Origin of the sequence: Streptomyces sp. NEAU-W12 (assembly GCF_026242095.1) — a bacterium.
Lineage (GTDB): Bacteria > Actinomycetota > Actinomycetes > Streptomycetales > Streptomycetaceae > Streptomyces.
On the sequence record NZ_JAPJDM010000007.1, the window covers coordinates 108,691 to 129,878 of the forward strand.

At 72.9% G+C, this 21,188-nt stretch carries 17 protein-coding genes and 2 pseudogenes; 8 read left to right on the forward strand and 11 right to left on the reverse strand.

Going from position 1 to position 21,188, the window contains the following annotated elements; all coding sequences use genetic code 11:
* The first annotated feature begins 3 nt into the window (after positions 1-3).
* Entirely contained in the window at positions 4-456 is a 453-nt protein-coding gene (locus tag ORI94_RS10885; protein ID WP_266074268.1) for a universal stress protein, read from the forward strand.
* 132 nt (positions 457-588) lie between these two features.
* On the opposite strand, the pseudogene ORI94_RS10890 reads toward ORI94_RS10885, so the two are convergent.
* A pseudogene (locus ORI94_RS10890) lies at positions 589-789 on the reverse strand (OsmC family peroxiredoxin); the annotation flags it as partial.
* A gap of 891 nt (positions 790-1,680) precedes the next feature.
* Between ORI94_RS10890 and ORI94_RS10895 the strand changes: the two are divergent.
* The gene (locus tag ORI94_RS10895; RefSeq protein WP_266074269.1) at positions 1,681-1,968 is read left to right on the forward strand and encodes a metal-sensitive transcriptional regulator; all 288 of its coding nucleotides are present in this window, start codon (positions 1,681-1,683) and stop codon (positions 1,966-1,968) included.
* Between the two features lie 191 nt (positions 1,969-2,159).
* Here the strand turns inward: ORI94_RS10895 and ORI94_RS10900 are convergent, their stop codons facing one another.
* The 3 genes from ORI94_RS10900 to ORI94_RS10910 all read right to left on the reverse strand — a co-directional run bounded on the left by ORI94_RS10900 (position 2,160) and on the right by ORI94_RS10910 (position 6,243).
* Positions 2,160-3,230, reverse strand: coding sequence for a zinc-dependent alcohol dehydrogenase family protein (locus tag ORI94_RS10900; protein ID WP_266074270.1), 1,071 nt, complete (start codon positions 3,228-3,230; stop codon positions 2,160-2,162).
* Between the two features lie 385 nt (positions 3,231-3,615).
* Complete coding sequence (locus ORI94_RS10905; RefSeq protein WP_266074271.1) at positions 3,616-4,674, reverse strand: alcohol dehydrogenase catalytic domain-containing protein; 1,059 nt, start codon at positions 4,672-4,674, stop codon at positions 3,616-3,618.
* A gap of 87 nt (positions 4,675-4,761) precedes the next feature.
* The gene (locus tag ORI94_RS10910; protein ID WP_266074379.1) at positions 4,762-6,243 is read right to left on the reverse strand and encodes an AAA family ATPase; all 1,482 of its coding nucleotides are present in this window, start codon (positions 6,241-6,243) and stop codon (positions 4,762-4,764) included.
* A gap of 338 nt (positions 6,244-6,581) precedes the next feature.
* Between ORI94_RS10910 and ORI94_RS10915 the strand changes: the two genes are divergently transcribed.
* The 6 genes from ORI94_RS10915 to ORI94_RS10940 all read left to right on the forward strand — a co-directional run bounded on the left by ORI94_RS10915 (position 6,582) and on the right by ORI94_RS10940 (position 13,853).
* The gene (locus ORI94_RS10915; RefSeq protein ID WP_266074272.1) at positions 6,582-7,403 is read left to right on the forward strand and encodes a universal stress protein; all 822 of its coding nucleotides are present in this window, start codon (positions 6,582-6,584) and stop codon (positions 7,401-7,403) included.
* A 492-nt stretch (positions 7,404-7,895) separates the two neighbouring features.
* Entirely contained in the window at positions 7,896-8,180 is a 285-nt protein-coding gene (locus tag ORI94_RS10920; RefSeq protein ID WP_266074273.1) for a DUF1876 domain-containing protein, read from the forward strand.
* A 151-nt stretch (positions 8,181-8,331) separates the two neighbouring features.
* Entirely contained in the window at positions 8,332-9,252 is a 921-nt protein-coding gene (locus ORI94_RS10925; RefSeq protein WP_266074274.1) for a pyridoxamine 5'-phosphate oxidase family protein, read from the forward strand.
* Between the two features lie 90 nt (positions 9,253-9,342).
* Positions 9,343-10,347 (forward strand): Acg family FMN-binding oxidoreductase, encoded by a 1,005-nt coding sequence (locus tag ORI94_RS10930; protein ID WP_266074275.1) that lies wholly within the window; start codon positions 9,343-9,345, stop codon positions 10,345-10,347.
* A gap of 180 nt (positions 10,348-10,527) precedes the next feature.
* Positions 10,528-11,403, forward strand: coding sequence for a universal stress protein (locus ORI94_RS10935; protein WP_266074276.1), 876 nt, complete (start codon positions 10,528-10,530; stop codon positions 11,401-11,403).
* 53 nt (positions 11,404-11,456) lie between these two features.
* Entirely contained in the window at positions 11,457-13,853 is a 2,397-nt protein-coding gene (locus tag ORI94_RS10940; RefSeq protein WP_266074277.1) for a glycoside hydrolase family 65 protein, read from the forward strand.
* 234 nt (positions 13,854-14,087) lie between these two features.
* On the opposite strand, the pseudogene ORI94_RS35495 reads toward ORI94_RS10940, so the two are convergent.
* The 7 genes and pseudogenes from ORI94_RS35495 to ORI94_RS10970 form a co-directional block, all read right to left on the reverse strand.
* A pseudogene (locus ORI94_RS35495) lies at positions 14,088-14,291 on the reverse strand (cation-transporting P-type ATPase); the annotation flags it as partial.
* A gap of 285 nt (positions 14,292-14,576) precedes the next feature.
* Entirely contained in the window at positions 14,577-15,215 is a 639-nt protein-coding gene (locus ORI94_RS10945; protein ID WP_266074278.1) for a hypothetical protein, read from the reverse strand.
* 283 nt (positions 15,216-15,498) lie between these two features.
* On the reverse strand, positions 15,499-16,371 hold the full coding sequence (locus ORI94_RS10950) for a universal stress protein (RefSeq protein WP_266074280.1): 873 nt from the start codon (positions 16,369-16,371) through the stop codon (positions 15,499-15,501).
* On the reverse strand, positions 16,362-17,273 hold the full coding sequence (locus ORI94_RS10955; RefSeq protein ID WP_266074282.1) for a universal stress protein: 912 nt from the start codon (positions 17,271-17,273) through the stop codon (positions 16,362-16,364). Before ORI94_RS10955 ends, ORI94_RS10950 begins: the two co-directional genes overlap by 10 nt.
* A gap of 257 nt (positions 17,274-17,530) precedes the next feature.
* The gene (locus ORI94_RS10960; RefSeq protein ID WP_266074284.1) at positions 17,531-18,253 is read right to left on the reverse strand and encodes a TIGR03943 family putative permease subunit; all 723 of its coding nucleotides are present in this window, start codon (positions 18,251-18,253) and stop codon (positions 17,531-17,533) included.
* Positions 18,250-19,281, reverse strand: a complete 1,032-nt coding sequence (locus tag ORI94_RS10965; protein WP_323056037.1) for a permease — start codon at positions 19,279-19,281, stop codon at positions 18,250-18,252. Before ORI94_RS10965 ends, ORI94_RS10960 begins: the two co-directional genes overlap by 4 nt.
* 575 nt (positions 19,282-19,856) lie before the next feature.
* On the reverse strand, positions 19,857-21,185 hold the full coding sequence (locus tag ORI94_RS10970; protein WP_266074285.1) for a sulfotransferase: 1,329 nt from the start codon (positions 21,183-21,185) through the stop codon (positions 19,857-19,859).
* Between the last annotated feature and the right edge of the window lie 3 nt (positions 21,186-21,188).

Consider the following 21,188-nt stretch of genomic DNA (forward strand, 5'->3'; position numbering starts at 1 on the left):
GCCATGCAGTCCTCAGATCCGGCACCTCGGGTGGTCGTGGGCGTGGACGGATCGTCTTCGTCCCACGCGGCTCTGCGGTGGGCGGACCGTTACGCCCGTGCCATCGGCGGTGTCGTGGAGGCGGTCCACGCCTGGGACACGCCGTCCGCCACGGGCTGGAGCGGGCCGGTGAGCGATCCCGAGTTCGACCTGGGGCAGGCCCGGGAGCGCTTCGCGGAGGAGTTGCGCACCGTCTTTCAGAGCGAGCATCCGCCGGGGCTGAGGGAACGCCTCGTCGAGGGCGACCCGTCGGAGGTGCTGATCCAGGCCTCACAAGGAGCCGAGCTCCTCGTGGTGGGGCGCCGTGGCCGAGGCGGCTTCGCCCGGGCGATGCTGGGCTCGGTCAGCCAGCGCTGCTCCCAGCACGCGGCCTGCCCTGTCACCGTGGTCGGTCCGGAACAGGAGTCCGGCCGGTGACCGGTACTCATGCCGAGCTGCCCCCAGCCTCCATGTCCCGGCGGCCACCCGGTCGACATCGCACCGTACTTCCAGCACCACATCCGGCGCTTGCGCCAGTGTGTTCGTGACCGTGCAGTGGGAGACCACCGCGCGCAGAGCGGCCAGCCGCTGCCGCGGCAGGGCGGGGGCCAGGACGGTCAAGGCGAGAGAGCCGACCCGGGGCGGCCCCTCGTCGGCCATGGCGAACTCCGCCCGGACGGACAAGCCGTCCCGGTTCACACCGTGGCGGTCGAGACAGCGGACCGCGTAGCGCGCCGCGCAGGAGGCCACCGACGCCACGAAGAGCACCACGGGAGTCGGGAGTGGGCGCGGTGTCCCTTCCGCGGCCCGGCAGCGGTTGGCCGACGGTCAGGGCATGGCCCCGGATCCGAATCCCGAGAGCGTCACCCCCGATCGGCGCCGCCTCGGCCACTCCGGGCCGGCCCACGGGTTCGGGGGTCCCCCGCGGCCGCCTGGGACAGCAGCAGACCGGCCGGGCCCCGGGCTTCCTCGGCCGTCGGCGAAACCCCGGGCGCGCCCTCGCCGTGGGTGCCCAAGAAGTGTTCACGACGCCGCGTCCCACGGGGGTCGGCAGTCCCCGTGGCGCGAGACGGGTGACGTCGACCGTGCGCCCACAGCGCGTTTCCATTTTCGCCTCGGCCCCTTGCCGGCTCGTTCCACCGCGAAAACCGGGCACTCCCCAGTTCACCGCCTCGCCGCCTCGCCGCCTCGCCGCCTCGCCGCCTCGCCGCCTCGCCGCCTCGCCGCCCGGGATTCTGCGGCCCAATAACCCACACCACGGACCGAAGGGCCCCCTGAGGCTCGTCGCAGCGGTAAACGACCACGGTTGCACGCGACGACGGGAGGTCGTCGGCCGGGCCCACCGCCACACGACCGTGCGCCGGAGCACAGTCTGACCGGGCCGGAATCCGGTGCCCACGACCGTCCGGGCGCGAGGAGGAGCGTGAGCGGCTTGGTGGTACGCGGGAAGGCGGCCCCGTCGCAGCCGGAAGGCCGGGTGCGCGAGGAGGCCGAGGACGGGCCGAGGAGCACCGGCGTCCCTGCTGCGGAGGCGCTCGCCCGGCGGGCTCCGGGGGTGACGGGGGTGCGAGGGCCGGTCACGGCATGGGGGATCCTTGATGGTCGACACCGTCCCGAACCGGGACGTAGAGTACCCCTAGGGGTATTTTTCGAGGAGTGGCCGTGGAACTGGAACTCGAGGGCGCGGACCTCAGGTCCGTACTGAACCGCTTGCGCCGTGCGCAGGGGCAGATCTCCGGTGTGATCCGGATGATCGAGGAGGGCCGCGACTGCGAGGACGTCGTCACCCAGCTCGCCGCCGCCTCCCGCGCACTCGACCGGGCCGGTTTCGCCATCATCGCGACCGGTCTGCAGCAGTGCGTGACCGACATCGAGTCCGGCCGCAGAAGCGGCGAGGACAGCGAGCAGATGCGCGCCCGGCTGGAGAAGCTGTTCCTGTCCCTGGCCTAGCCCCGGGGCCGTGCGTTGCGCCGCGTCACGCCACCGGCGTGCCGCATCCGCAGGCCGAGAACGCTCGATCAGCGCCGGCACGGCGAGGAGGCCGCCGCACGGGCCGAAGGGCCCCGGCTTCGTGCCGTACGGCTCGAAGCCGGTGCGAGCATCACGGGGAGGAGCCGAGAGGGCCCGCTCCGCGGGCGCTCTCAGGTCGTCCGTACCGCGACGACATCGTGCGGTTGACCGCCGAGCACGATCTTGAGGGCACCGGTCTCGGCGGCGTTGCCGAAGACGCCGTAGGCCTCCTCCATGTGATCCAGCGGGAAGGTGTGAGTGACCAGCCGTGACGCCGGCAGCCGGCCGGCGGACGCCATCCGCAGCAGGGTCGGCGTGGAGTAGGTGTCGACGAGCCCCGTGGTGATGGTCACGTTCTTGATCCACAGGTCTTCCAGGTGCAGGGTCGCGGGCTTGCCGTGCACCCCGACATTGGCCACATGTCCGCCGGGCCGCACCATGCGCGTGCACTGTTCGAACGTCTCCGGCACGCCGACCGCCTCGATGACGACATCCGCTCCGAGCCCTTCGGTGAGGTCGGCGACCAGCTGCTCGGGTTCCTCGCGGGCGTCGGCCACCGCGTCTGCGCCCAGGCTCCTCGCGGCTTCCAGCCGGGAGGTGGTCAGGTCCACGGCGACAATCCGCTCGGGCGTGAAGAAACGGGCCATCGCGACGGCCGCCAGTCCGATGGGACCGGCCCCGACGACGACCACGGTGTCCCCGGGCCGCACCTTCCCGTTGAGGACGCCCACTTCGTAGGCGGTGGGGAAGATGTCGGCCAGCAGCACGGCGTCCTGACCGGCCACCGCGCTGGGCAGCGGGTGCACGGACAGGTCGGCGTACGGGACGCGGACGTATTCGGCCTGGGTGCCGTCGACCAGGTGACCGAGAATCCAGCCTCCGCCTCCACGGCACTGGCCGTACACGCCCTCCCGGCAGTAGCGGCACCGCCCGCAGGCACTGACGCAGGAGAGCAGCACCCGGTCCCCGGGACGCACCGTGTGCACGTCACCGCCCACCTCGACGATCTCGCCGACCGCCTCGTGCCCCAGCACGGTGCCGGGCCGCACCTCGGGCACGTCGCCCTTGAGGATGTGCAGATCCGTCCCGCAGATGGTCACCGCGTCGACGCGGACGATCACGTCGGTGGGCTCCTTGAGGCCCGGGTCCGGGACCTCCTCCCACGAGGCCTGTCCGGGACCGTGGAAAACGTAGCCCTTCATGCCACTCCTCCGCTCTCTACCGGGCTCCGGCACGGTGCCGGAAAAACCCTGTACATCCAGATTGTCCGACAGTGCGGAGGGCCGCTCGGGCCGGTCGGCCCGTCAACGGCATCCGCGCGGGGTCACGGGGCCCGGTCCGCGTACTCGCCCTCCCTCGCGTCCCGTCCGGCCGGTCCGCCGCGGCGGCATCCGCTTGCGCACCCGGCACCACGCGACTTCCCTGCGGGCAGGGCAACAGGACACCAGGGCGAGCACGAAAGTGCGGTCCTGCGCCGATGGGCAGGGCGCGGGCGTCGCCGGTGGTGGCGCCCGGGCGGAACACCACCGCGGTGGCGGCGGCGCGTGGGGTCCCCTTGGACCGGGGCGGGAAGAAGGACGGGGGAGATCAGGGATACGGCTGCCGGGACGGCGCCTTCGCCTCGCGGCTCAGCATGACCTTGAGGGCTCCGGTGTCGGGGCCGCGGGAGAAGACCTCGTACGCGTCCTTCATCCGGTCGAGACCGAAGACGTGGGTGACGAGCGGGGAGACCGAGATGCGTCCGAAGGTCACGAGGTCGAGCAGCCACGGCGTGGAGAACGTGTCGACCTGGCCGGTACTGATCGTCAGGTTCTTACGCCACAGAGCCTCCAGATGCAGCGTGACCGGGCTGCCGGGCATGCCGATGTTGGCGATGTGCCCTCCCGAGCGCACGACACGTGTGGACAGGAGGAAGCTCTCCGGATCGCCGGCGGCCTCGATGACCACGTCGGCACCCGGGCCCTCGGACAGATCGGCGATCAACCGCCCGGGCAGTTCAGCGGCGTCGGCACCCAGGCGTGCGGCGGCTTCCAGCCGGGAGGAGGACAGGTCCACCGCGATGATCCGGCGAGGCGAGTAGAGGCGGGCGATGATGACCGCGGCGAGCCCCACGGGGCCCGCGCCCACCACGACGACCGTGTCCCCCGGGCTCACGTGCCCGTTGCGCACCCCGACCTCGTAGGCGGTGGGGAGGAGCTCGGCGAGCAGGACCGCGTCGCCCAGGGGGAGGGAGGAGGGCCGGCGGTGCGTGGAGGAGTCGGCGAAGGGAACGCGAACGAACTCGGCCTGCGTCCCGTTGATCATGTTTCCCAGGCTCCATCCACCGCCGCCCTGACACTGTCCGTACATGCTGGCGCGGCACATCGGACAGTGTCCGCAGGTCGAGACGGACGACACGATCACCTGATGTCCGGGCCGCCGGTTGTGCACCCCGCGGCCGACTTCCACCACTTCGCCGACGGCCTCGTGGCCGAGGACCGTACCCGGTTTGACCTCGGGGAGGTCTCCCCGCTGAATGTGCAGATCACTTCCGCAGATGGTGGTCGCGTCGACGCGTACGATCGCATCGGTGTCCTCCTCGATCGCGGGATCCGGGACTGTGTCCCAAGAGGTCTGTGCAGGACCGTGATAGACGAGTCCTCGCATCGTTGCTCACTCCCTCACTGCCTCACTCCACTGTCGCCTTCGAAGGGCCTGCGGGCAACGCGGAAAGCCGGGCCGCCCCGTGTCCCGTCAGTCCGGCAGCATGTAGGGGCGACGGAAGACCGGGGTCTGGCCGGTGTCCCACGGGCGGACGGCTGCCAACGCCTGGACGACCGCGGTCTCCAGGGGGCCACTGGTGTCGACCGTCACGGCCTCGGGCCACGGTGACGCCTCGGCCGCCATGGCGGTGGCAACGGCGAGGTCGGCATCGGATGCCGACGCGCCGGGGGTGCGGGAGGCGAGGCGGGCCGCTGACACGCCGCCGGGCACCCGGCAGTACAGGGCCACCAGGTCTGCACTGGTGCGTTCGGCCACGCGCAGGGCGGCCTCGCGTTGTCCCGCGTCCGACCAGGTGGCGTCCAGGACGACGGACTCGCCCGAGGACAGCAGGGTGGACGCACGGTCCAGCAGGGCGGCGTAGGTCCTCGCGGTCCACTCCGGTGCGTACAGCCCTTCACCGTAGTCGGCCGCCGCGGACTGTTCGGCCGGGATACCCGCCAGTTCCTTGCGCAGGCGGTCGCTGCTGAGCAGCGTCACCCCCAGACGGTCGGCCAGGGCCCCGGAGAGCGTGGATTTCCCGCTGCCCGGAAGTCCCCCGACGAGTGTCAGACCGACGGTGGAGGCGCGCAGATGACGCAGCGTTCCCGTGACCAGTCGCCGGGACGTCGCCTCGGCGGTGGGCACGCCCTGGCGTGCTTGGATCAGGGAGACCTTGGCGCGGACGAACGCGCGGTAGGCGACGTAGTGGTGCCACAGGGACGGGGTCACCGGGTCGCCGGAGTACTGGCTGTACCGGGCGAGAAAGTACGCCGCGGCGTTCGGGGCGCCGAGCTGTTCCAGGTCCATGGCGAGGAAGGCGGCGTCGTCGAGGCCGTCGAGGTGGCGGAGGTGGTCGTCGAACTCCAGGCAGTCCAGGATGCGGGGGCCGTCGTCGAGGCAGAAGACGTCCTCGGCGCGCAGGTCGCCGTGCCCGTCGACGATCCGTCCCTGCGCCACGCGCGTGTCGAACAGTCGCTCGCGGCCGGCGAGATAGCGGCGCACCAGCCGCTCGACCTCGTCCGTGCCGTCGGGGAGGGTGAGATCATCGGCCAGGGCGTGGACCTGTGCGAAGCTCGCCTCCCACCGGAAGGACAACGCGTCCCGGGTGCCCTGTTCGTCCACCTCCGGGCTGCGGGGCGCGTTCGTGTGGTGCGCGGCGAGCTGCCGGGCCACGGCCCGGAGGATGTCGTCGAGGACGGCCCCCTCGCGTACCAGCCGGGACAGGCGGCGGTCCGCCGGCATGCGGCGCATCACGACCATGGGCTCGGGTGCTTTCGTCTGCGGGCTGCGGATCTCTCCCAGGCCCAGGTAGACGTCCTCGGCGAAGCGGCGGTTGAGAGCGACCTCGTGTTCGCAGGCGGTCCGGCGGGCCTCCACGGTGGTGTAGTCCAGGAACTTCAGATCGACCGGTTTCTTGATCTTGTAGGCGCGGTCGCCGACCAGGAACACGATCGCGGTGTGGGTCTCACTCATCTCCGCGAGCGGGGGCGACGCGGTGCCGCCCGCCTCAGTCATGAGGGACGACCGTGACAGGGCGGCGTGCCGGGTGGACGGCGGCCCGGCCGCCGGCGGCAGGACTCCCGGGCGGGCCGTCGGGGCCGACGGTGATCACTGGCTCCATGGCGCGTGCCTCCGTCTCGTAAGAAGCTGGGACGACGTGAAGGAGTTCGTCCGTCCGGAAGCGCCCGCCCACCGCGCACGGCGCTTCTGCTCAGTCGAGGAGTACCCCATGCCTTTCCGCGGCGCATGCGCACCGGTGGAGGGGCGGAACCCGGACGGACGGGATCTCGGGGCGGGAGGAGACATGAACGGTGACGATTCCCCTGGTGGTCGGCGTCGACGGGTCCGAGGCGAGCCTGGAGGCGGTGGACTGGGCTGTCGCCGAGGCGGCCCGGCACACGGTCCCCCTCCACCTGGTGCACGCGGCGGCACCGGAACAGGAGGCGTCCGACGTGATCGACGCTGCCTCGGAGCGTGCCGGAGAGGGTGCCCCCGCGGTGCGGTTGTCGAGCGAGGTGCTGCAAGAGGACGCCGCCTCCGCCCTGATCGGCAAGGGCCGCAACGCGTTCGCGCTGGTGCTCGGCTCCAGGGGGCGGGGCGACCTTGCCGGGCTCCTCCTGGGTTCGGTCGGTCTGGCCGTGGCGGCGCGGGCCGACTGCCCGGTCGTGGTGGTGCGGGGCCCGGCGGAACACCGGGAAGGCCGGTTCGGGAACGTCGTCGTGGGTGTCGAGGACGGCGAGGGAAGCGATACCGCCGTGGAGTTCGCGTTCCGCGAGGCGCACGTACGGCGCTGTGAGCTGGTGGCGGTACACGCCTGGAGTGCGCCGATCGGCACGCCCTCGGAACCTCCGCCCGGCGCGTGGTACGCCCTCGAGGCCCATCGGCGCCCGCCCGCGCAGGTGCTCGACGACGCCCTGCGGGGCCCTGCGGAGCAGTACCGGGGCACTCCCGTGAGCCGCCGGGTGGTCGAGGGACAGGCACGGCATGCGCTGTTGACGGCCGCGTCGGGCGCGGACCTGCTCGTGGTGGGGGCCGGGAAGCGCCACGGGCACTCCGGCCTGCAACTCGGGCTGATCAACCACGCCGTGTTGCATCACGCGCCGTGTCCGGTCGTGGTCGTGCCGCAGATATGACGACGCGTTCCCGGCACCACCCCAACGGGCCCGCCTCTCGAGGCTCGCAGGTCTGCCCCACCGGGGACGGTCGGCCCCGTGACCGAAGTCTCCGGTGTGCGGCGGTCACCGGAGAAGCGGTCGGCGCTCGCGTCGGTGTCCCGGCCGACGTGCCGTACGAGGGCTCCGCGTACAAGATGGTGAATACGGCGGCCGGCCGGTGATGACGCTCTCCCGGCGAAGGTACCGGCAGGCCACTGCCGGAGACGACGATGCGGAACGGGCAGCGCACCGGTGGAGGGCCCGTCCTCGGCGAGCACGGGGAGAGAGGTGCCGCCGGCCACCCGGCGGGCCCGGAGCCCCGTCGCGTCCCGGGCGGCGTTCTCCGGTCCCTCGACCGCCGGCGCCGGCCGGGGCCGGCGCCGCGTCGGGGAGGACACGTCGGCACCGGACGCGCCCCCGGGAGACCTGGGCGAACCGCGTCCGGCCCGCACCGAGCCGAGGAGGACAGCGATGCCGCACACCGTGGAATGGAAGGTTCGCCTCCACCTCTTCGAGGACGAGGGAACGACGAAGGCACGCGCGGTGGTCGATACCGGAAGCACGGTACTTACCGGCCACGGGACCGCGCACCGTAATCCGGCGGACACGGAGGTGCCGGAGATCGGCGACGAACTGGCGGCGGGCAGGGCCATGGAGGACCTCGGCCGGCAGTTGGTGGACGCCGCCGGACGCGACATCGAGGGCATGGGCGCATCGGGGCCGGCCTCCCGCCCGCTCTCCGGCTGGCCCACGTGACCGACGGGAGCGAAGGGGCCGGGGCGCCTCGCGGGGAAACCGGGTGACGGAGTTCTCACGGTGCGTGTCCCGGAGGCCGAACGGTCCAAGCCGCCGAACGGCACGCGTGGCACGTTGGACATGGCAGCACTCTGAGCAAAGGGCGGCGATCATGCGAGCTCACCTCGGCGACCACCTCGTCATCGAAAGCCCGGTGACCGGCGCCACCAGGCGCGACGGCGAGATCGTCGGGCTCCACCACAAGGACGGGACACCCCCGTACGACGTGCGCTGGTCGGACACGCAGGCGGTGACGCTCGTGTTTCCCGGACCCGACGCGCACATCCTGCATCCGGGACACGAGTCCGCGACCGCCCGGGACCAGTCCGCGGCCCAGGAAACGTCCCGTCCGCCGGGCGCGGCCGGGGCGGGTGCCGGTTTTGGTGCGCCCCACTCCAGCGACCTCGGCCGGCGGGTGGCCACCGAACGCGCGCGCCAGGGCCTGACCCGGGCCGAGACGGCCCGCCGCGCCAGGATGGCGCCCGAGTACCTCGCGTACCTCGAGGAACACCAGGCCGATCCGAGCCTGGCGACGCTCGTCAACCTGGCCTCGGCGCTGAACACCACGGTCCACGCCCTGCGCGGCGGCGGCACCGACATGCCACCGGGCCGGGGGAGGGCACTCGCCCACCCCCGGCTCCTGGACCTCGGCCCCGAGGAGTGCCGCACCCTGCTGTCCACACACGGGGTGGGGCGCGTCGCGGTGTCGACCGCGGACGGCCCGGCGGTCGTCCCGGTGAACTACGACGTCGTCGACGGCGCGGTCGCCTTCCGGACCGCCCCCGGCTCCGCACCCGCGGCGGCCGTGGGATCGGACACCGCCTTCGAGGTCGACCACATGGACGAGGCCATGAGCCAGGGCTGGAGCGTGCTCGCCGTCGGCCCCGCGCGGCGGGTCACGGACCCCGACGAGATACGGCGGCTGAACGAGAACGCCCACACCGCGCCGTGGGCCGGGGACGAACGCGAGATGTGGGTGTCGATCCGGCCCACCAGTCTGACCGGACGCCGCATCACTCCGGCCGGCCGGTGAACGGCACCCTCGCACGGCTCGCGCTGCGCCGCCCGGGCCCGCGGGCCCGGCCCCCGACCCGCACCGCAGGACCCGCGAAGGAAGGCCCCGGTGAACCAGCGACCCGAACCGGAACCGCTGTCCGACGAGCGTGTGGCCGCCCTGGTCGGCGACGCCGCTGCCGCGCCGTCGATGCACAACGTCCAGCCGTGGCGATTCCACTACGTCCGGGGCAGCCGCACCCTCCACCTGCGCGCGGATCCCGACCGCGTCCTGCCGCACGCCGACCCCGACAGCCGCGCCCTGCACCTCGGCTGCGGCGCCGCTCTGCTGAACCTGCGGGTCGCGGCGGTCCACGAAGGCCTGCACCCGGCGGCCCGCCTGCTACCCGACCGGGCCGACCCGGCGCTGCTCGCCTCGGTGCAACTGACCGGACCCGGGAGCGGTGAGAGCGACCTCGCCCCCCTGTATCCGGCGATTGCCCGCAGGCACAGCAGCCGCTTCCCGTTCGACGAGACGGAGATACCCCCCGAGGTGCGCACGGCCCTCGTCGACGCCGCACGCCATGAGGGAGCGATGCTGGCCTTCCCCTCCTCGTGGCACCTCGACGAGGTGCTGCGGCTGCTCGAGGAGGCCGAGGCACGCAACCTCACCGACCGCGGCAGCGACGAGGACCTGGCGCGATGGACCCGCATCGACGCCCCGTCCGGGGAGAAGGGCTCGGACGGCGTGCCCGGCTACGCCTTCGGACCACGCAAGCGGGGCGGCAAGGCCCCCATGCGTGACTTCGCCGGGCCCAGGCCGGTGGCAGGCCGTGACAGCACCGAGTTCGAACGGACGCCGCAGCTGGCCCTTCTCAGCACGGTCCGTGACGGCCCCGAGGACTGGCTGAGCGCCGGGCAGGCCATGGAGCGCGTCCTGCTGCTGGCCACCCTGGAAGGCCTGTCCAGTTCCTTCGCCACCCAGGCCCTCGAGTGGGGGGACCTGCGCTGGCCCCTGCGCGACCCCGTCTCGGGTACGGGCCACACACAGATCGTGCTGCGCCTCGGATACGGCCCCCCAGGCCCCGCCACGCCACGCCGACCGGTGGCGGACGTACTCGACATCCAGCCCTGAGGCGCCTTCGTGCCGGCTCTCTGCGAACCGTCGGACCTGTTCGCCGGCCCCGGTGGTCGTACGCCTCGAGGCCGGGAAGGCTTCCAGCCGGTCGCTGCGGCTGCGGCGGTCCGCGGGTAGTGCGACCGTGTTGGCAGAGGATCTGCCATCGCCCGCACAGGACGGAAGGTGAGGGACACCATGGAACCCCCGCTGGTCACAGGCGTCGACGGGTCGGACTGCAGCCTTCGGGCAGTGGACTGGGCGGTGGACGAGGCGGCGCGCCTCGGCGTGCCCGTGCGCCTCGTCCACGCCTCCTTGTGGGAACGCTACGAAGGAGCCCTCCCCTCCCTCGGGACCGATCGCCCCGCCGAACAGGTCATGGCGGAGCACGTCATCGCCTCGAGCCTGGAACGTGCCCGGCTGCGCAATCCCGAGGTGAAGGTGTCGGGCGACCTGCTGCCCGACGATGCCGTGTCCGCGCTGCTGCATGCGGGGCGCGAGGCATTCGCCCTGGTCACGGGCTCACGCGGGCGAGGCGGGATAACCGGGCTGCTCCTGGGATCGGTCAGCCTCACGGTGGCGGCCCGCGCGTTGTGTCCGGTCCTCGTCGTCCGTGGCTCGGAGCGCAGCCGGCAGGGCCTCTTCGGTCGGGTGGTGGTCGGGGTCGGCGACTCGACCACGGGCTCGGGCGCGGTACGGTTCGCCTTCCGGGAGGCCGAGGCGCGCGGCTGCCCCCTTGATGCCGTGCGGGCCTGGCGCCGCCCGGCCCATGAGCACGTGGACCATCCCCTTCTCGCCGACGATGCCGCCGGCGCCCGCGAGGAACGCGCCTCGGCCAATCTCACCGAGGCACTGCACGAGGAGCTCCGGGACCACCCCGGGGTCGAGGTCCGCCGCAGGCCGGTCGAAGGCCCCGCCCACCGGGTTCTCCTGGACGCGGCAGCCGAAGCCGACCTGGTCGTCGTCGGCGCCGTGAGGCGGCGCGGCCACTTCGGTCTGCAACTCGGCCGCACCGCCCACGCCCTGCTGCACCACTCCGGGTGCCCGGTCGCCGTGGTCCCTCAGCGGGCCTGAGCGCCGTCCGCCCTGCGGGCCGCCTCGTGGGACAAGAGGAGGGAGCGCTGCGGATGCCGGGGTGGACGTGGGAGTACGAGGGGTACGACCCTGCCGCCGAACGGTTGCGGGAAGCGCTGTGCACCCTCGGCAACGGCTACTTCGCCACCCGCGGCGCGGTGCCCGAGAGCAGAGCGGGCGTGGTGCACTGCCCGGGCACCTACGCAGCCGGCTGCTACAACCGGCTGGAGTCGACCGTGGCGGGGCAGCGGGTGGCGAACGAGGATCTGGTCAACCTGCCGAACTGGCTGCTCCTACGGTTCCGTTGCCGTCCCGCCGACGGACCTTGGGGACCCTGGTTCTCCCCGGACAGCTGCGCCCTGCTCGAGCACCGGCACACTCTGGACCTGCGCCGCGGCACCCTGACCCGCACGCTTCGCTACCGGGACGACGCGGGCGTCGTGGGTGTGGAGCAGGTCCGCCTCGTCCACATGGGGCACCCCCATCTGGCCGCGCTGCGGACGGTCTTCACGGCCGAGGACTGGTCGGGAGAGATCGAGGTCGAGTCCGCCCTGGACGGCGGTGTGATCAACGGCAACGTGCACCGTTACCGGGCTCTCAACCGCCGTCACCTGACGCGGGTGGCAACAGGGGTGGAAGAGCCCGACAGGGTGTGGCTGCGCTGCCGCACCAGCGCCTCCGACATCACGATCGCCATGGCGGCCCGGACCGCCGTCCCCGGACAGCGGCCCGTCTCCCGGGAATCGCGTCCCGCCCCTCGGCGTGCCGCGCATCGCGTCGTGGTCCGCGTCGCGCCGGGCCGGGCCGTGGGCGTGGAGAAGACCGTGGCACTGCACACCTCACGCGACACGGCGATCTCCAATCCGCTCGATGCGGCCGTCGACCGGGTGACCGTGGCCCCGCACTTCCCCGCGCTCATGGCCTCCCACGCCGCCGCCTGGGAGCAGTTGTGGCGGCGAGCGGAGGTCGAGGTGCCCGGTGAGGCCGGTCGTGTCCTGCGCCTGCACCAGTTCCACGTCCTGCAGACACTGTCACCGCACACCGCGGAACTGGACGTGGGAGTGCCGGCCCGGGGGCTGCACGGCGAGGCGTACCGGGGCCATGTGTTCTGGGACGAGCTGTTCGTGCTGCCGTACCTGAACCTGCACTTTCCGGAGATCTCCCGGGCCTTGCTGATGTACCGGCACCGGCGTCTGCCGCAGGCGTGCCGGGCGGCGGCCGCAGCAGGCCGGACAGGCGCGATGTACCCGTGGCAGAGCGGCAGCGACGGCCGTGAGGAGACCCAGGAACTGCATCTCAACCCCCGCTCGGGACGTTGGTTGCCGGATCGCTCCCGGCTTCAGCACCACGTCGGCTCGGCCGTCGCCTACAACGTGTGGCAGTACTGCGAGGCCACCGGCGACATCGAGTTCCTCCACACCAAGGGGGCGGAGATGCTGCTGCACATCGCCCGCTTCTGGGCGGACACGGCGGAGTTCGCCCCCGGGACGGGCCGTTACCGCATCCGTGGTGTGATGGGCCCCGACGAGTACCACGACGGCTACCCGGGCTCCGTCCGGCCCGGCCTGGACGACAACGCGTACACCAACGTCACCGCTGCCTGGGTCCTCGGCCGTGCCCTGGACCTCGTGCGACGGCTTCCCTCGTGGCACCGGGAGGAACTGTTCGACCGCATGGGGCTGGGCGGCGACGAACTCCTGAAGTGGGAGGAGGTGTCCCGACGGCTGCGCGTGCCGTACCACCAGGGCGTCATCAGTCAGTTCGAAGGCTACGGCGATCTGGCCGAACTGGACTGGGACGGCTACCGCGGGCGGTACGACAGCATCCGGAGGCTGGACCGGATACTGGAGTCCGAGGGCGACGCGGTCAACCGGTACAAGGCGTCCAAACAGGCTGACGTCCTGATGCTCGGCTACCTCTTCTCCCCCGCGGAGCTGCGGAAGGTGTTCCGGCGCCTGGGGTACGCGATGGACGACGAGATCTGGCACAGGACCGTCGACTACTACCTGCGGCGCACCAGCCACGGCTCCACCCTCAGCGGGCTCGTCCACGGCTGGGTCCTCGCCCGGGCCGGACGGGCCGAGGCATGGCGGTACTCCCGGGAGGCCCTGGAGTCGGACATCGCCGATCTCCAGGGGGGCACGACCGGCGAAGGCATCCATCTCGGTGCCATGGCCGGGACCCTCGACATGGTTCAGCGCGGCCTGACGGGACTGGAGACCCGTGAGGACGCGCTGTGGCTGGACCCCGTGCCGCTTCCGGCGCTGTCCGAGTACGGGTTCTCACTGCGCTATCGCGGTCACTGGGGGGTCGGTGTGCGGCTGCGGAGCGGACGGTTGCGGATCGACGTGCCCGACTCGAAGCAGCCACCGATCCGCGTGGTACTGGCCGACCGGGCTGTCACGGTCGCACCGGGAGAGACCTGCACGCTGGTGCTGCCGGCGGGCTGACCGCTCCGGTACGGACGGGGTGCTGCGGCACCTGGAGGAGCACGGGATCCAGCGGCTGCCGGGCGTGCGGGTCTGCCGCTTCACCGAGGTCGTCCGCGCGGCGCCCCGACCACTCGGCGGGGTCCGGGCCCTCAGGGGGCCTTTCCCTGTGCCCGCCCGGGTCGCGCGGCCCGGCACCGCGCCTCGCCGCGTTGCCGAAGGCCCCAGTGGCGCCGGGAAGGTGACCGCCGAGGCGACGAGCAGGACGACGGCGAAGAGATCGGTGGACTGGTCCGCCGGTTCCCGCCACAGGCGTCTGCGGCTCGCGGGCGGCAGCTCGTTGGGGCCCGCACGGCCGTGCCGCGCCGTCGCGTCCGCCTGCGCCGGTCCCCGCGAGGAGGCCTCCAGCGCCGCGAAGACTTCCCCGGTCGGCAGCGTCCGAACCACGGGAGCGTCCACGGTGGTGGGGGCCGTCGGGCTCGATCACGTCTCCCGCTCCCCCTTCCTCCCCCTTCTGCGGCCCGGGACCGGAGGGCAGTGACGGCAGGTGACGGAGGTCCCGCCCCACGGCGGGCAGGGCGAGCCCGGCGAGCCGCGGCATCCGGTCCCCGGATCCCGGGACACCGCAGGAACAGTCCGGCCGGGGACAGGAGCGACGGGTCCGGGGTGGGGGCCGCGCGGGGGGGGGGGGGGCGCCCCCCGGGGGGGGGGGGGGGCGGGGGGCCCCGGGGGGGGGCGGCTCTCTCAGAGCAGCCAGCGGTGGCGGCCGACGAGGGGCAGGCGCGCCCAGATCCGGCCCAGGCCCCAGGTGGCGCCGGCGCCCGCCGCGGCCAGGGCGATCAGGACCACGGCGTAGATCAGGTGGTAGTCGACGAACGGGTTCGTCGACATGCTCGGCGATCCGTCCGACAGGTGCCGGGCGGGCGGCCATTCCGCGGCCCACATCAGCGCCATCATGACGGTGCCGCCGACCGCGGCGAGCCGCAGGCCGACGCCCGCGGTCAGGGCCGCGCCGATGCCCAGCAGACCGAGCATGAACAGCCAGTCGGCCCACGCCGCACCGGCCCAGTCGTGGAAGACCGGCTCCATCGGTCCGACGGCGACGCCGCCGAGGAACCCCTGGGTCGGCGAGCCGCCCTCGACCCACGCCCGGCCGGAGGCAGTGGCATAGCCGAGACCGAACGCCTTGTCCAGGAACGCCCACAGGAAGACGAAGCCCGTCAGGATCCGGAGCCCGGCCAGCACGTACGCGCCGGCCGCGGCCGACGCCACCACCGCCGCCGCGGTCGCCGGCCCGGCGGACGCGGGAGCCGCCCCGCCCGCCCGGCGCGCAGTCGGCACCCGCACTCCCCAATGCCGTGGGGAACCGTCGTGAACTGCCATGATGCTCATCCCTTCCCGGGGTGACGCGAGGTGCAGGAGGTGAACGACTCTCGTTGCACCTTCAATGTCTCGCGTCACCCGCACCCGCCGCAGGGGCTGCACGGCCCGGCCTCCGGGCCGAACGGCCCTGCTTACGAGACCAGTTGGACAGCACCGGCCGCCTCCGGCGCACGGCGGGAGGGGTGCCGCCCGTGGAGTGCGTCAGCACACGGGCCCGGAGCCGGGTGGACCCCGGTCGGACCGCTGCCGGACGGGCAGGTCCTGGTCCGGTACGAGCAGCGCCTCATACCGGGGGCACCACGACGACGGGGCACCCGGCCCGGTGGAGCAACCCGTGCACGACGGACCCCAGCCTCATACCGGTGTGTCCGCCGCGCCCGTGGCGCCCCGCCACGACGGCCTGAGCCGTCGCCGAGACCCGTGCGAGTTCCTCGACGGGATGACCACGCAGAACCTCCTGGGTGATCCCCACGTCGGGGTACCGCTCCCCCGGCCCTGCCACCGTTTCCGCGAGGAGCCGGCGCCGCTCGAGAAGACCGGCCCGCTCGTCGCCGAGACCGGTCGGCCAGGCGACGTGCTCCGGCCACACCCACACGGCGTGAACGGTCGCGCCGCGCGGGCCGGCCTCCTGGACCGCGAAGTCGACGGCCGACCGGGAACCGCTGCTGCCGTCGACTCCGACGACCAGTCGCAGAGGCGCCTGTCCGGCGTGTTCCGTCTCCCGGACGACCACCACCGGACAGTCCGCACGCGCGCTGACCGGCACGACGACCGAGTCGGCGCTGAACACGTCCTTCGGACGGGTGAGCCGGCGGGACCCGACCACGAGGAGACGAGCGCGTCCCGCCGCCTCCTGGCACAGCACCGCAGCGGGCATGCCGTCGAACAGGACCGCGGTCACCGCGACGTCGGGGGCGAGGGCCCTGATCGTCTCCACGGCAGCCGTCAGGGCTTCCTCGCCTTCCGCCCGCAGTGCCTCGTGGTGGGGCTGGGCATCCCCGTGATGCGTGGCGCGCAGGGGTGGTACGGACAGCAGAAGACGCACGTCACCGCCCCTCGACAAGGCGGCCTGAGCGGCCCACGCGAGAGCCGGACGGGACGAGTCCTTCGGATCCACCCCGACAAGGATCTCGTTGCGGACATCCGCTACCGCCATGATTCCTCCTGCTCCGGCTCACCCGGCCGGGGCACGATCTCGACCGGGCACCGGGCGTGGTGCAGAGCAGCGTGTCCCAGACGGCCGAGGGCCGGCCCCGAGCCCACGAACCGGCGTCGGGCCCTCATCACCAGCAGGTCGGCGCGACCGGAGACGTCCATGAGCGCGGCGGCGGTCGCGGTGCCCGCCCCGGCCTCGGTGGTGACCGTGAGGGCGGGGTGGCTTCGGCGGACCACGGCAGCGAGGGCATCGGTCCTGGCCCGTCCCTGCTCCGTGATGTCGCCCGGGCCGTCGAGCGCGGTGACCATGTTCCCGACGTGGGACAGCGGGTTCCACACGTTGATCAGATGCAGCGTTCCCCCGCGCAGCTCCGCCTCGGCGGCCGCCCTCCGCACCCAGTCGGCGTCCGTCTCGTCCCGAACGGCGGCAGCGACGACTCCGGTACCGGGCCGGTCGGCCCGGCCCCGTACGACGACCACCGGAACCGAGGAACGCGTGGCGACAGCCAGACTCACGGAGCCGAGCAGCAGAGCGGGGAAGCCCCCCAGACCTCTGCTGCCGACGACGACGGTCGCATCGGGTGCGGCCGCCTCCTGCAAAGCCGCCACCGCGTTCTTGTTGCTCAACTCGCGCTCCACCGGCAGCCCCGGGAAGTGCTCGTGAACCGCCTCGTGTGCCTCGGCCAGATGCGTGCTCCCCGCTTCTCGCAGGCGCTCGGTCGTCTCGAACGCGGCGAAGCGGCCGAGCCGGTCCAGATCCGCCCCCAGGACGAGCCTCAGATGCTGTCCTCGCCTGTCGGCCTCGCCAGCCGCCCACAGGACCGCCTCCCGCGACGACGCGGAGCCGTCGACGCCTGCGACAACCGGTCCGAGTGCGTTGCCGTGCCGGCTTGTGGGAGTCATGGCCTCTCCTGGGACGCTCGTGCGGGGTCCGCCATGCTGTCGCTGCGGTCACCTCCGGGGGGGACGGGACCTCGTACCCACCATCTTGGTGTTCACGGTGCGCTTCGGCACCTTTGTCCCCGAGGGGCCACCTCGGTCGCGCGCCGCCCGAGGCGACGGCACCGCCCCCGGGGAGCACCGGGTCGTCGCCGCCCCCGTCCGGGCTCATGGCGGCGGAGCGGGCGTCCCGCCGGGCGACGACGCCCGCTCCGCGGGAACTACCGCTTCTCGTACGGGTTCTCGGGCTGCCCGACGTGCCTGACGTCGGTGGCGGCGAGCACGGGCGGCCACGCCTCGTCGGAGCCGAGCCTGCCCTTTGGGACCCAGGTGCCGGTGACGGACACCCAGCTGTCGACGGCCGGGGCGCCGGCCTCACGTACTTCGATCCTGTCCGCCCGTGCGTCGGCGGCGCAGCAGGAGACGCGGAGCCGGGTCAGGTACCAGGTGCCCTCGTCGTCCTTGGTGACGAACCCGGTCATCCGGATCGTGCGGTTCCTCATCGTCCGGCCACTGTCGTAAAGGGCGCGGGAGGTGAACTCTCCGAGAGCGAGATCGACCGGGTCGCCCTCGGGCAGGGCGGGGAACGTACCGATGCCCTGAGCGGCGTATCCGGCCGCCTCCCGCTCGGCGCTGTACGAGCCGAGGGCGGGCGGCGGGAAGAGCAGCAGGGCCAGCGCGGGGACGACGAGCAGCCGGGCGACGCGGGGACCGTGGCTGTGGTCGTGCCCGTCTGCGTGCTCGTGCCGGTCCTCGTCGCGGGTTCCCCTGCCCACGACGACCGCACCGACGGTCCCCAGCACCAGCAGCAGCACACCCGACGCGATCAGGTAAGGCCGCAGTCCTTGCTGCACATACCGCAGGTACAGCTCGCTGAACAGCGAGATTCTCAGCACCGCGCCCCCGCACAGGACCAGGACCAGCGCCGGACCGTAGCGTCTCACAGCAGCCACCACCCCACGAGCACACTGCTCACCACCGCGACGACCCATGTGGCCGCCGAGAACCGCACCGCGAAGGCGCGCCCGAAGGTACCCGCCTGCAACGCCACCAGTTTCAGGTCCACCATCGGCCCGACGACCATGAACGCCAGCCGCGCCGTCGGCGAGAACCCGCTCAGCGAAGCGGCCACGAACGCGTCGGCCTCGCTGCACACGCACAGGACCACCGCCAGGACGGCCAGCAGCAGCACCGACAGCCACTCCGACCCGGTGAAGACGTCCAGCGCCGACCGGGGTACGGCGATGTTGAACGTCGCCGCGGCCGCCGCCCCGACGACCAGGAAGCCGCCCGCGTGCAGGAAGTCGTGCTGCAGCCCGGCCCCGAAATCCTGCCAACGGGACCCGGACGCCCCGGACGTCGTACGCGTTGTGGCCAGTCGCAGCCACTCCTCTCGCCCGAACCGCACCCACAGCCAGCCCATGGCGACGGCGGTGGCGAGCGACGCGACGAGCCGTGCCAGCACGATGCCGGGGTTGCCCGGGAAGGCGATGGAGGTGGAGACCAGCACCACCGGATTGACGGCGGGCGCCGAGAGGAGGAAGGCGAGCGCGGCCGCCGGAGCCACCCCGCGCCGCATCAGACTCCCGGCCACCGGCACGGACGCGCACTCGCACCCGGGCAGTACGACACCGGCGGCGCCCGCGACGGGAACGGCGAGCACCGGACTGCGCGGCAGCAGCCTGCTGAAGACCCGCTCGGACACGAAGGCCCCGATGGCCGCCGAGACCAGGGTGCCGAGCAGCAGGAAGGGGATCCCCTGCACGACGATCGCCGTGAACACCGTCCACCAGGCGGCCACCGGCGGGGTGTAGAGAGCGATGGCGAGCGGCGGCCCGAGAACCGAGGCGATGGTGGCGATCACGAAGAGCGCGCCACCGCCCACCACCACGTACACGAGGGTGCGCACGACGAGACGCACCGCGTCAGCAGCCGAGCCCCGCCGGCCGTCCACGTATTCCTGCTTCTCCACGCTTCCGTTCCCCGCCCTCGGCGTCGTCCCGTCCCGGGCGGCCCGGTGCGTCGGGGCAGGGGAGACCGGCGGCTCCGTCGGTGGCGTGCCCGGGGGAAGCCCGGGAGCCCTTGCCGTCGGCTGCCACCTGCCGACACATGGATCAACGCTCAGATGAGTATAGATGTCGTTTTCATTCACGCTCGGCGCACCGGCTCGGCGCACGGCCGGGAGGTGATGCCGCGGGCGGCCGAACGGCCCCGCGGCAGAAGACGAGCCTGCGCCCCCTCGCGGGGCGGCCCGGACCGGGCGGGGGGAACCGACTGCACGCTGTGCTTCCTGACGGCGGCGGGGGCGGCGGGGGCGGCGGGGGCGGACGGGCCCACGGCGCGTCCGGCCCGTGGCGTCCGCCGGGCCCCGCGAAAGGCATCGGCGGCTCGCCGTCATCCCTCTTTGACCGCGGTCACGCGGAACCGGTGACACGGCGGCGGAACGCTCCGGGTGCGCCGGTCATGGACGCATCAGCGCCTGGCGCCTGCACCGCCCGGGGTGTCCCGCACCACCACGTCACGCGAACGAGCCCGGCCGCGGACCGTTCAGATCCAGCCGTCGGCGTCGGCGTATCCGAGCCGGTCGGCGACCTGGATGGTGGGCGCGTCCAGCGTCTGCTTGATCAGGTCCGCACGTTCCTGCCAGCGGCCGGCCCGGGGGCGCGCGGTGGCGACCACGGGTGCGATGCCGTGGTGGACCGCGTGCCGGAACCCGCCCTCCAGCGGGATGCCGAGCCAGTCACTCAGCCGCTCGAACGACGCGATGCGTCCGTCCGGCCCGCTGATGAGGTCCTCGAACCGCAGGGTGAGGCTGTCGGTGCGGGTGTGCTCGAGATCGTCCAGGATCGCCTGATGGCTGCTGCGCCACTGGAAGGCGCACACCCGGGGCAACGGCGCGTCGGTGTACTGCTGCCACCCCGGCGGCAGGTCGAACTTCCACCACCAGCGGTTGTCCGGACATCGTTCGACGTAGTCGGCGATGGCCAGGGGCGCGGTCATCCGGTGGGCGTGGAAACCGTTGTGCAGCCAGCCGTCGTACATGCCGTTCACCGCGGCGGCCGGGTTGCGCGTCAGGTGCAGGACGCGCAGCCGGGCCTGGGGGAACAGCGCACGCAGGAAATCCAGCCGGTAGGCGTTGCTGGGCGTCTTGATCACGAGTGTCTTGTCGCGCAGGTCGGCCGGCTCCGCCCGGCGCCAGGGCCGGGCCAGCACGAAGGGGGGCTCCTCGACGAGGAGCCGGCCGGGCGCGCGGGGCGAGGGCGTGCCGAACGCCTCGTGGCGCAACACGTCCCGTGGCAGGTCGTAGTACCAGGGAGAGACCGGCACGCCTTGCCGGTGCAGGTCGCGCAGCACGGTCATGGTGACCGCCGCGGGATCCCACGGGGGGATGCCCGGCGGCATGTGACGCACCCGTTCGGCCACGGTGAGCGGGTTGAACGACAGCTCCGGCCACTGCACGGCGAACCGCCACGCCACGTCGAGGGAGAACTGCTCCGGGTCGGGCAGGTCGGCCACCGTGCCGACGTCCCGCGCCAGCTCCTCGTCCAGCAGTTCCCGCGCGGCGGGCGTGAGCGCCGCCGCGTGGGACGCGTCGAGCAGGTCCGAGCCGCTGCCGCTGTCGGGGAAGCCCAGCCCGGCCAGCCGCAGGAACGGATTGATCTCCGCCTGGAGGTGGACGAGTGCCCGTGAGGCACGCAGGGTCTCGGTGACCATGCTGGACCCTCCGCGCGAGCTGGAGGCGACCACCAGGACGGAGCGGACCTGCGTGGAGAACCGCCGCACGTCGCTGTGGCGCAGGGCGCGCAGCTCCGCAAGCCGCTCGTGCAGTCTGCGGAGCGTGTCGGACACATCAATGGCGTGCGCGGGCAGGGTCATACG

Excerpts from the sequence above, each read along its gene's own strand:
- ORI94_RS10885 (WP_266074268.1), top strand. The coding sequence starts at position 4 with ATGCAGTCCTCAGATCCGGCACCTCGGGTGGTCGTGGGCGTGGACGGA.
- ORI94_RS10900 (WP_266074270.1), bottom strand. The coding sequence starts at position 3,230 with ATGAAGGGCTACGTTTTCCACGGTCCCGGACAGGCCTCGTGGGAGGAG.
- ORI94_RS10905 (WP_266074271.1), bottom strand. The coding sequence starts at position 4,674 with ATGCGAGGACTCGTCTATCACGGTCCTGCACAGACCTCTTGGGACACA.
- ORI94_RS10910 (WP_266074379.1), bottom strand. The coding sequence starts at position 6,243 with ATGAGTGAGACCCACACCGCGATCGTGTTCCTGGTCGGCGACCGCGCC.
- ORI94_RS10920 (WP_266074273.1), top strand. The coding sequence starts at position 7,896 with ATGCCGCACACCGTGGAATGGAAGGTTCGCCTCCACCTCTTCGAGGAC.
- ORI94_RS10925 (WP_266074274.1), top strand. The coding sequence starts at position 8,332 with ATGCGAGCTCACCTCGGCGACCACCTCGTCATCGAAAGCCCGGTGACC.
- ORI94_RS10935 (WP_266074276.1), top strand. The coding sequence starts at position 10,528 with ATGGAACCCCCGCTGGTCACAGGCGTCGACGGGTCGGACTGCAGCCTT.
- ORI94_RS10940 (WP_266074277.1), top strand. The coding sequence starts at position 11,457 with ATGCCGGGGTGGACGTGGGAGTACGAGGGGTACGACCCTGCCGCCGAA.
- ORI94_RS10945 (WP_266074278.1), bottom strand. The coding sequence starts at position 15,215 with ATGGCAGTTCACGACGGTTCCCCACGGCATTGGGGAGTGCGGGTGCCG.
- ORI94_RS10950 (WP_266074280.1), bottom strand. The coding sequence starts at position 16,371 with ATGGCGGTAGCGGATGTCCGCAACGAGATCCTTGTCGGGGTGGATCCG.
- ORI94_RS10955 (WP_266074282.1), bottom strand. The coding sequence starts at position 17,273 with ATGACTCCCACAAGCCGGCACGGCAACGCACTCGGACCGGTTGTCGCA.
- ORI94_RS10970 (WP_266074285.1), bottom strand. The coding sequence starts at position 21,185 with ATGACCCTGCCCGCGCACGCCATTGATGTGTCCGACACGCTCCGCAGA.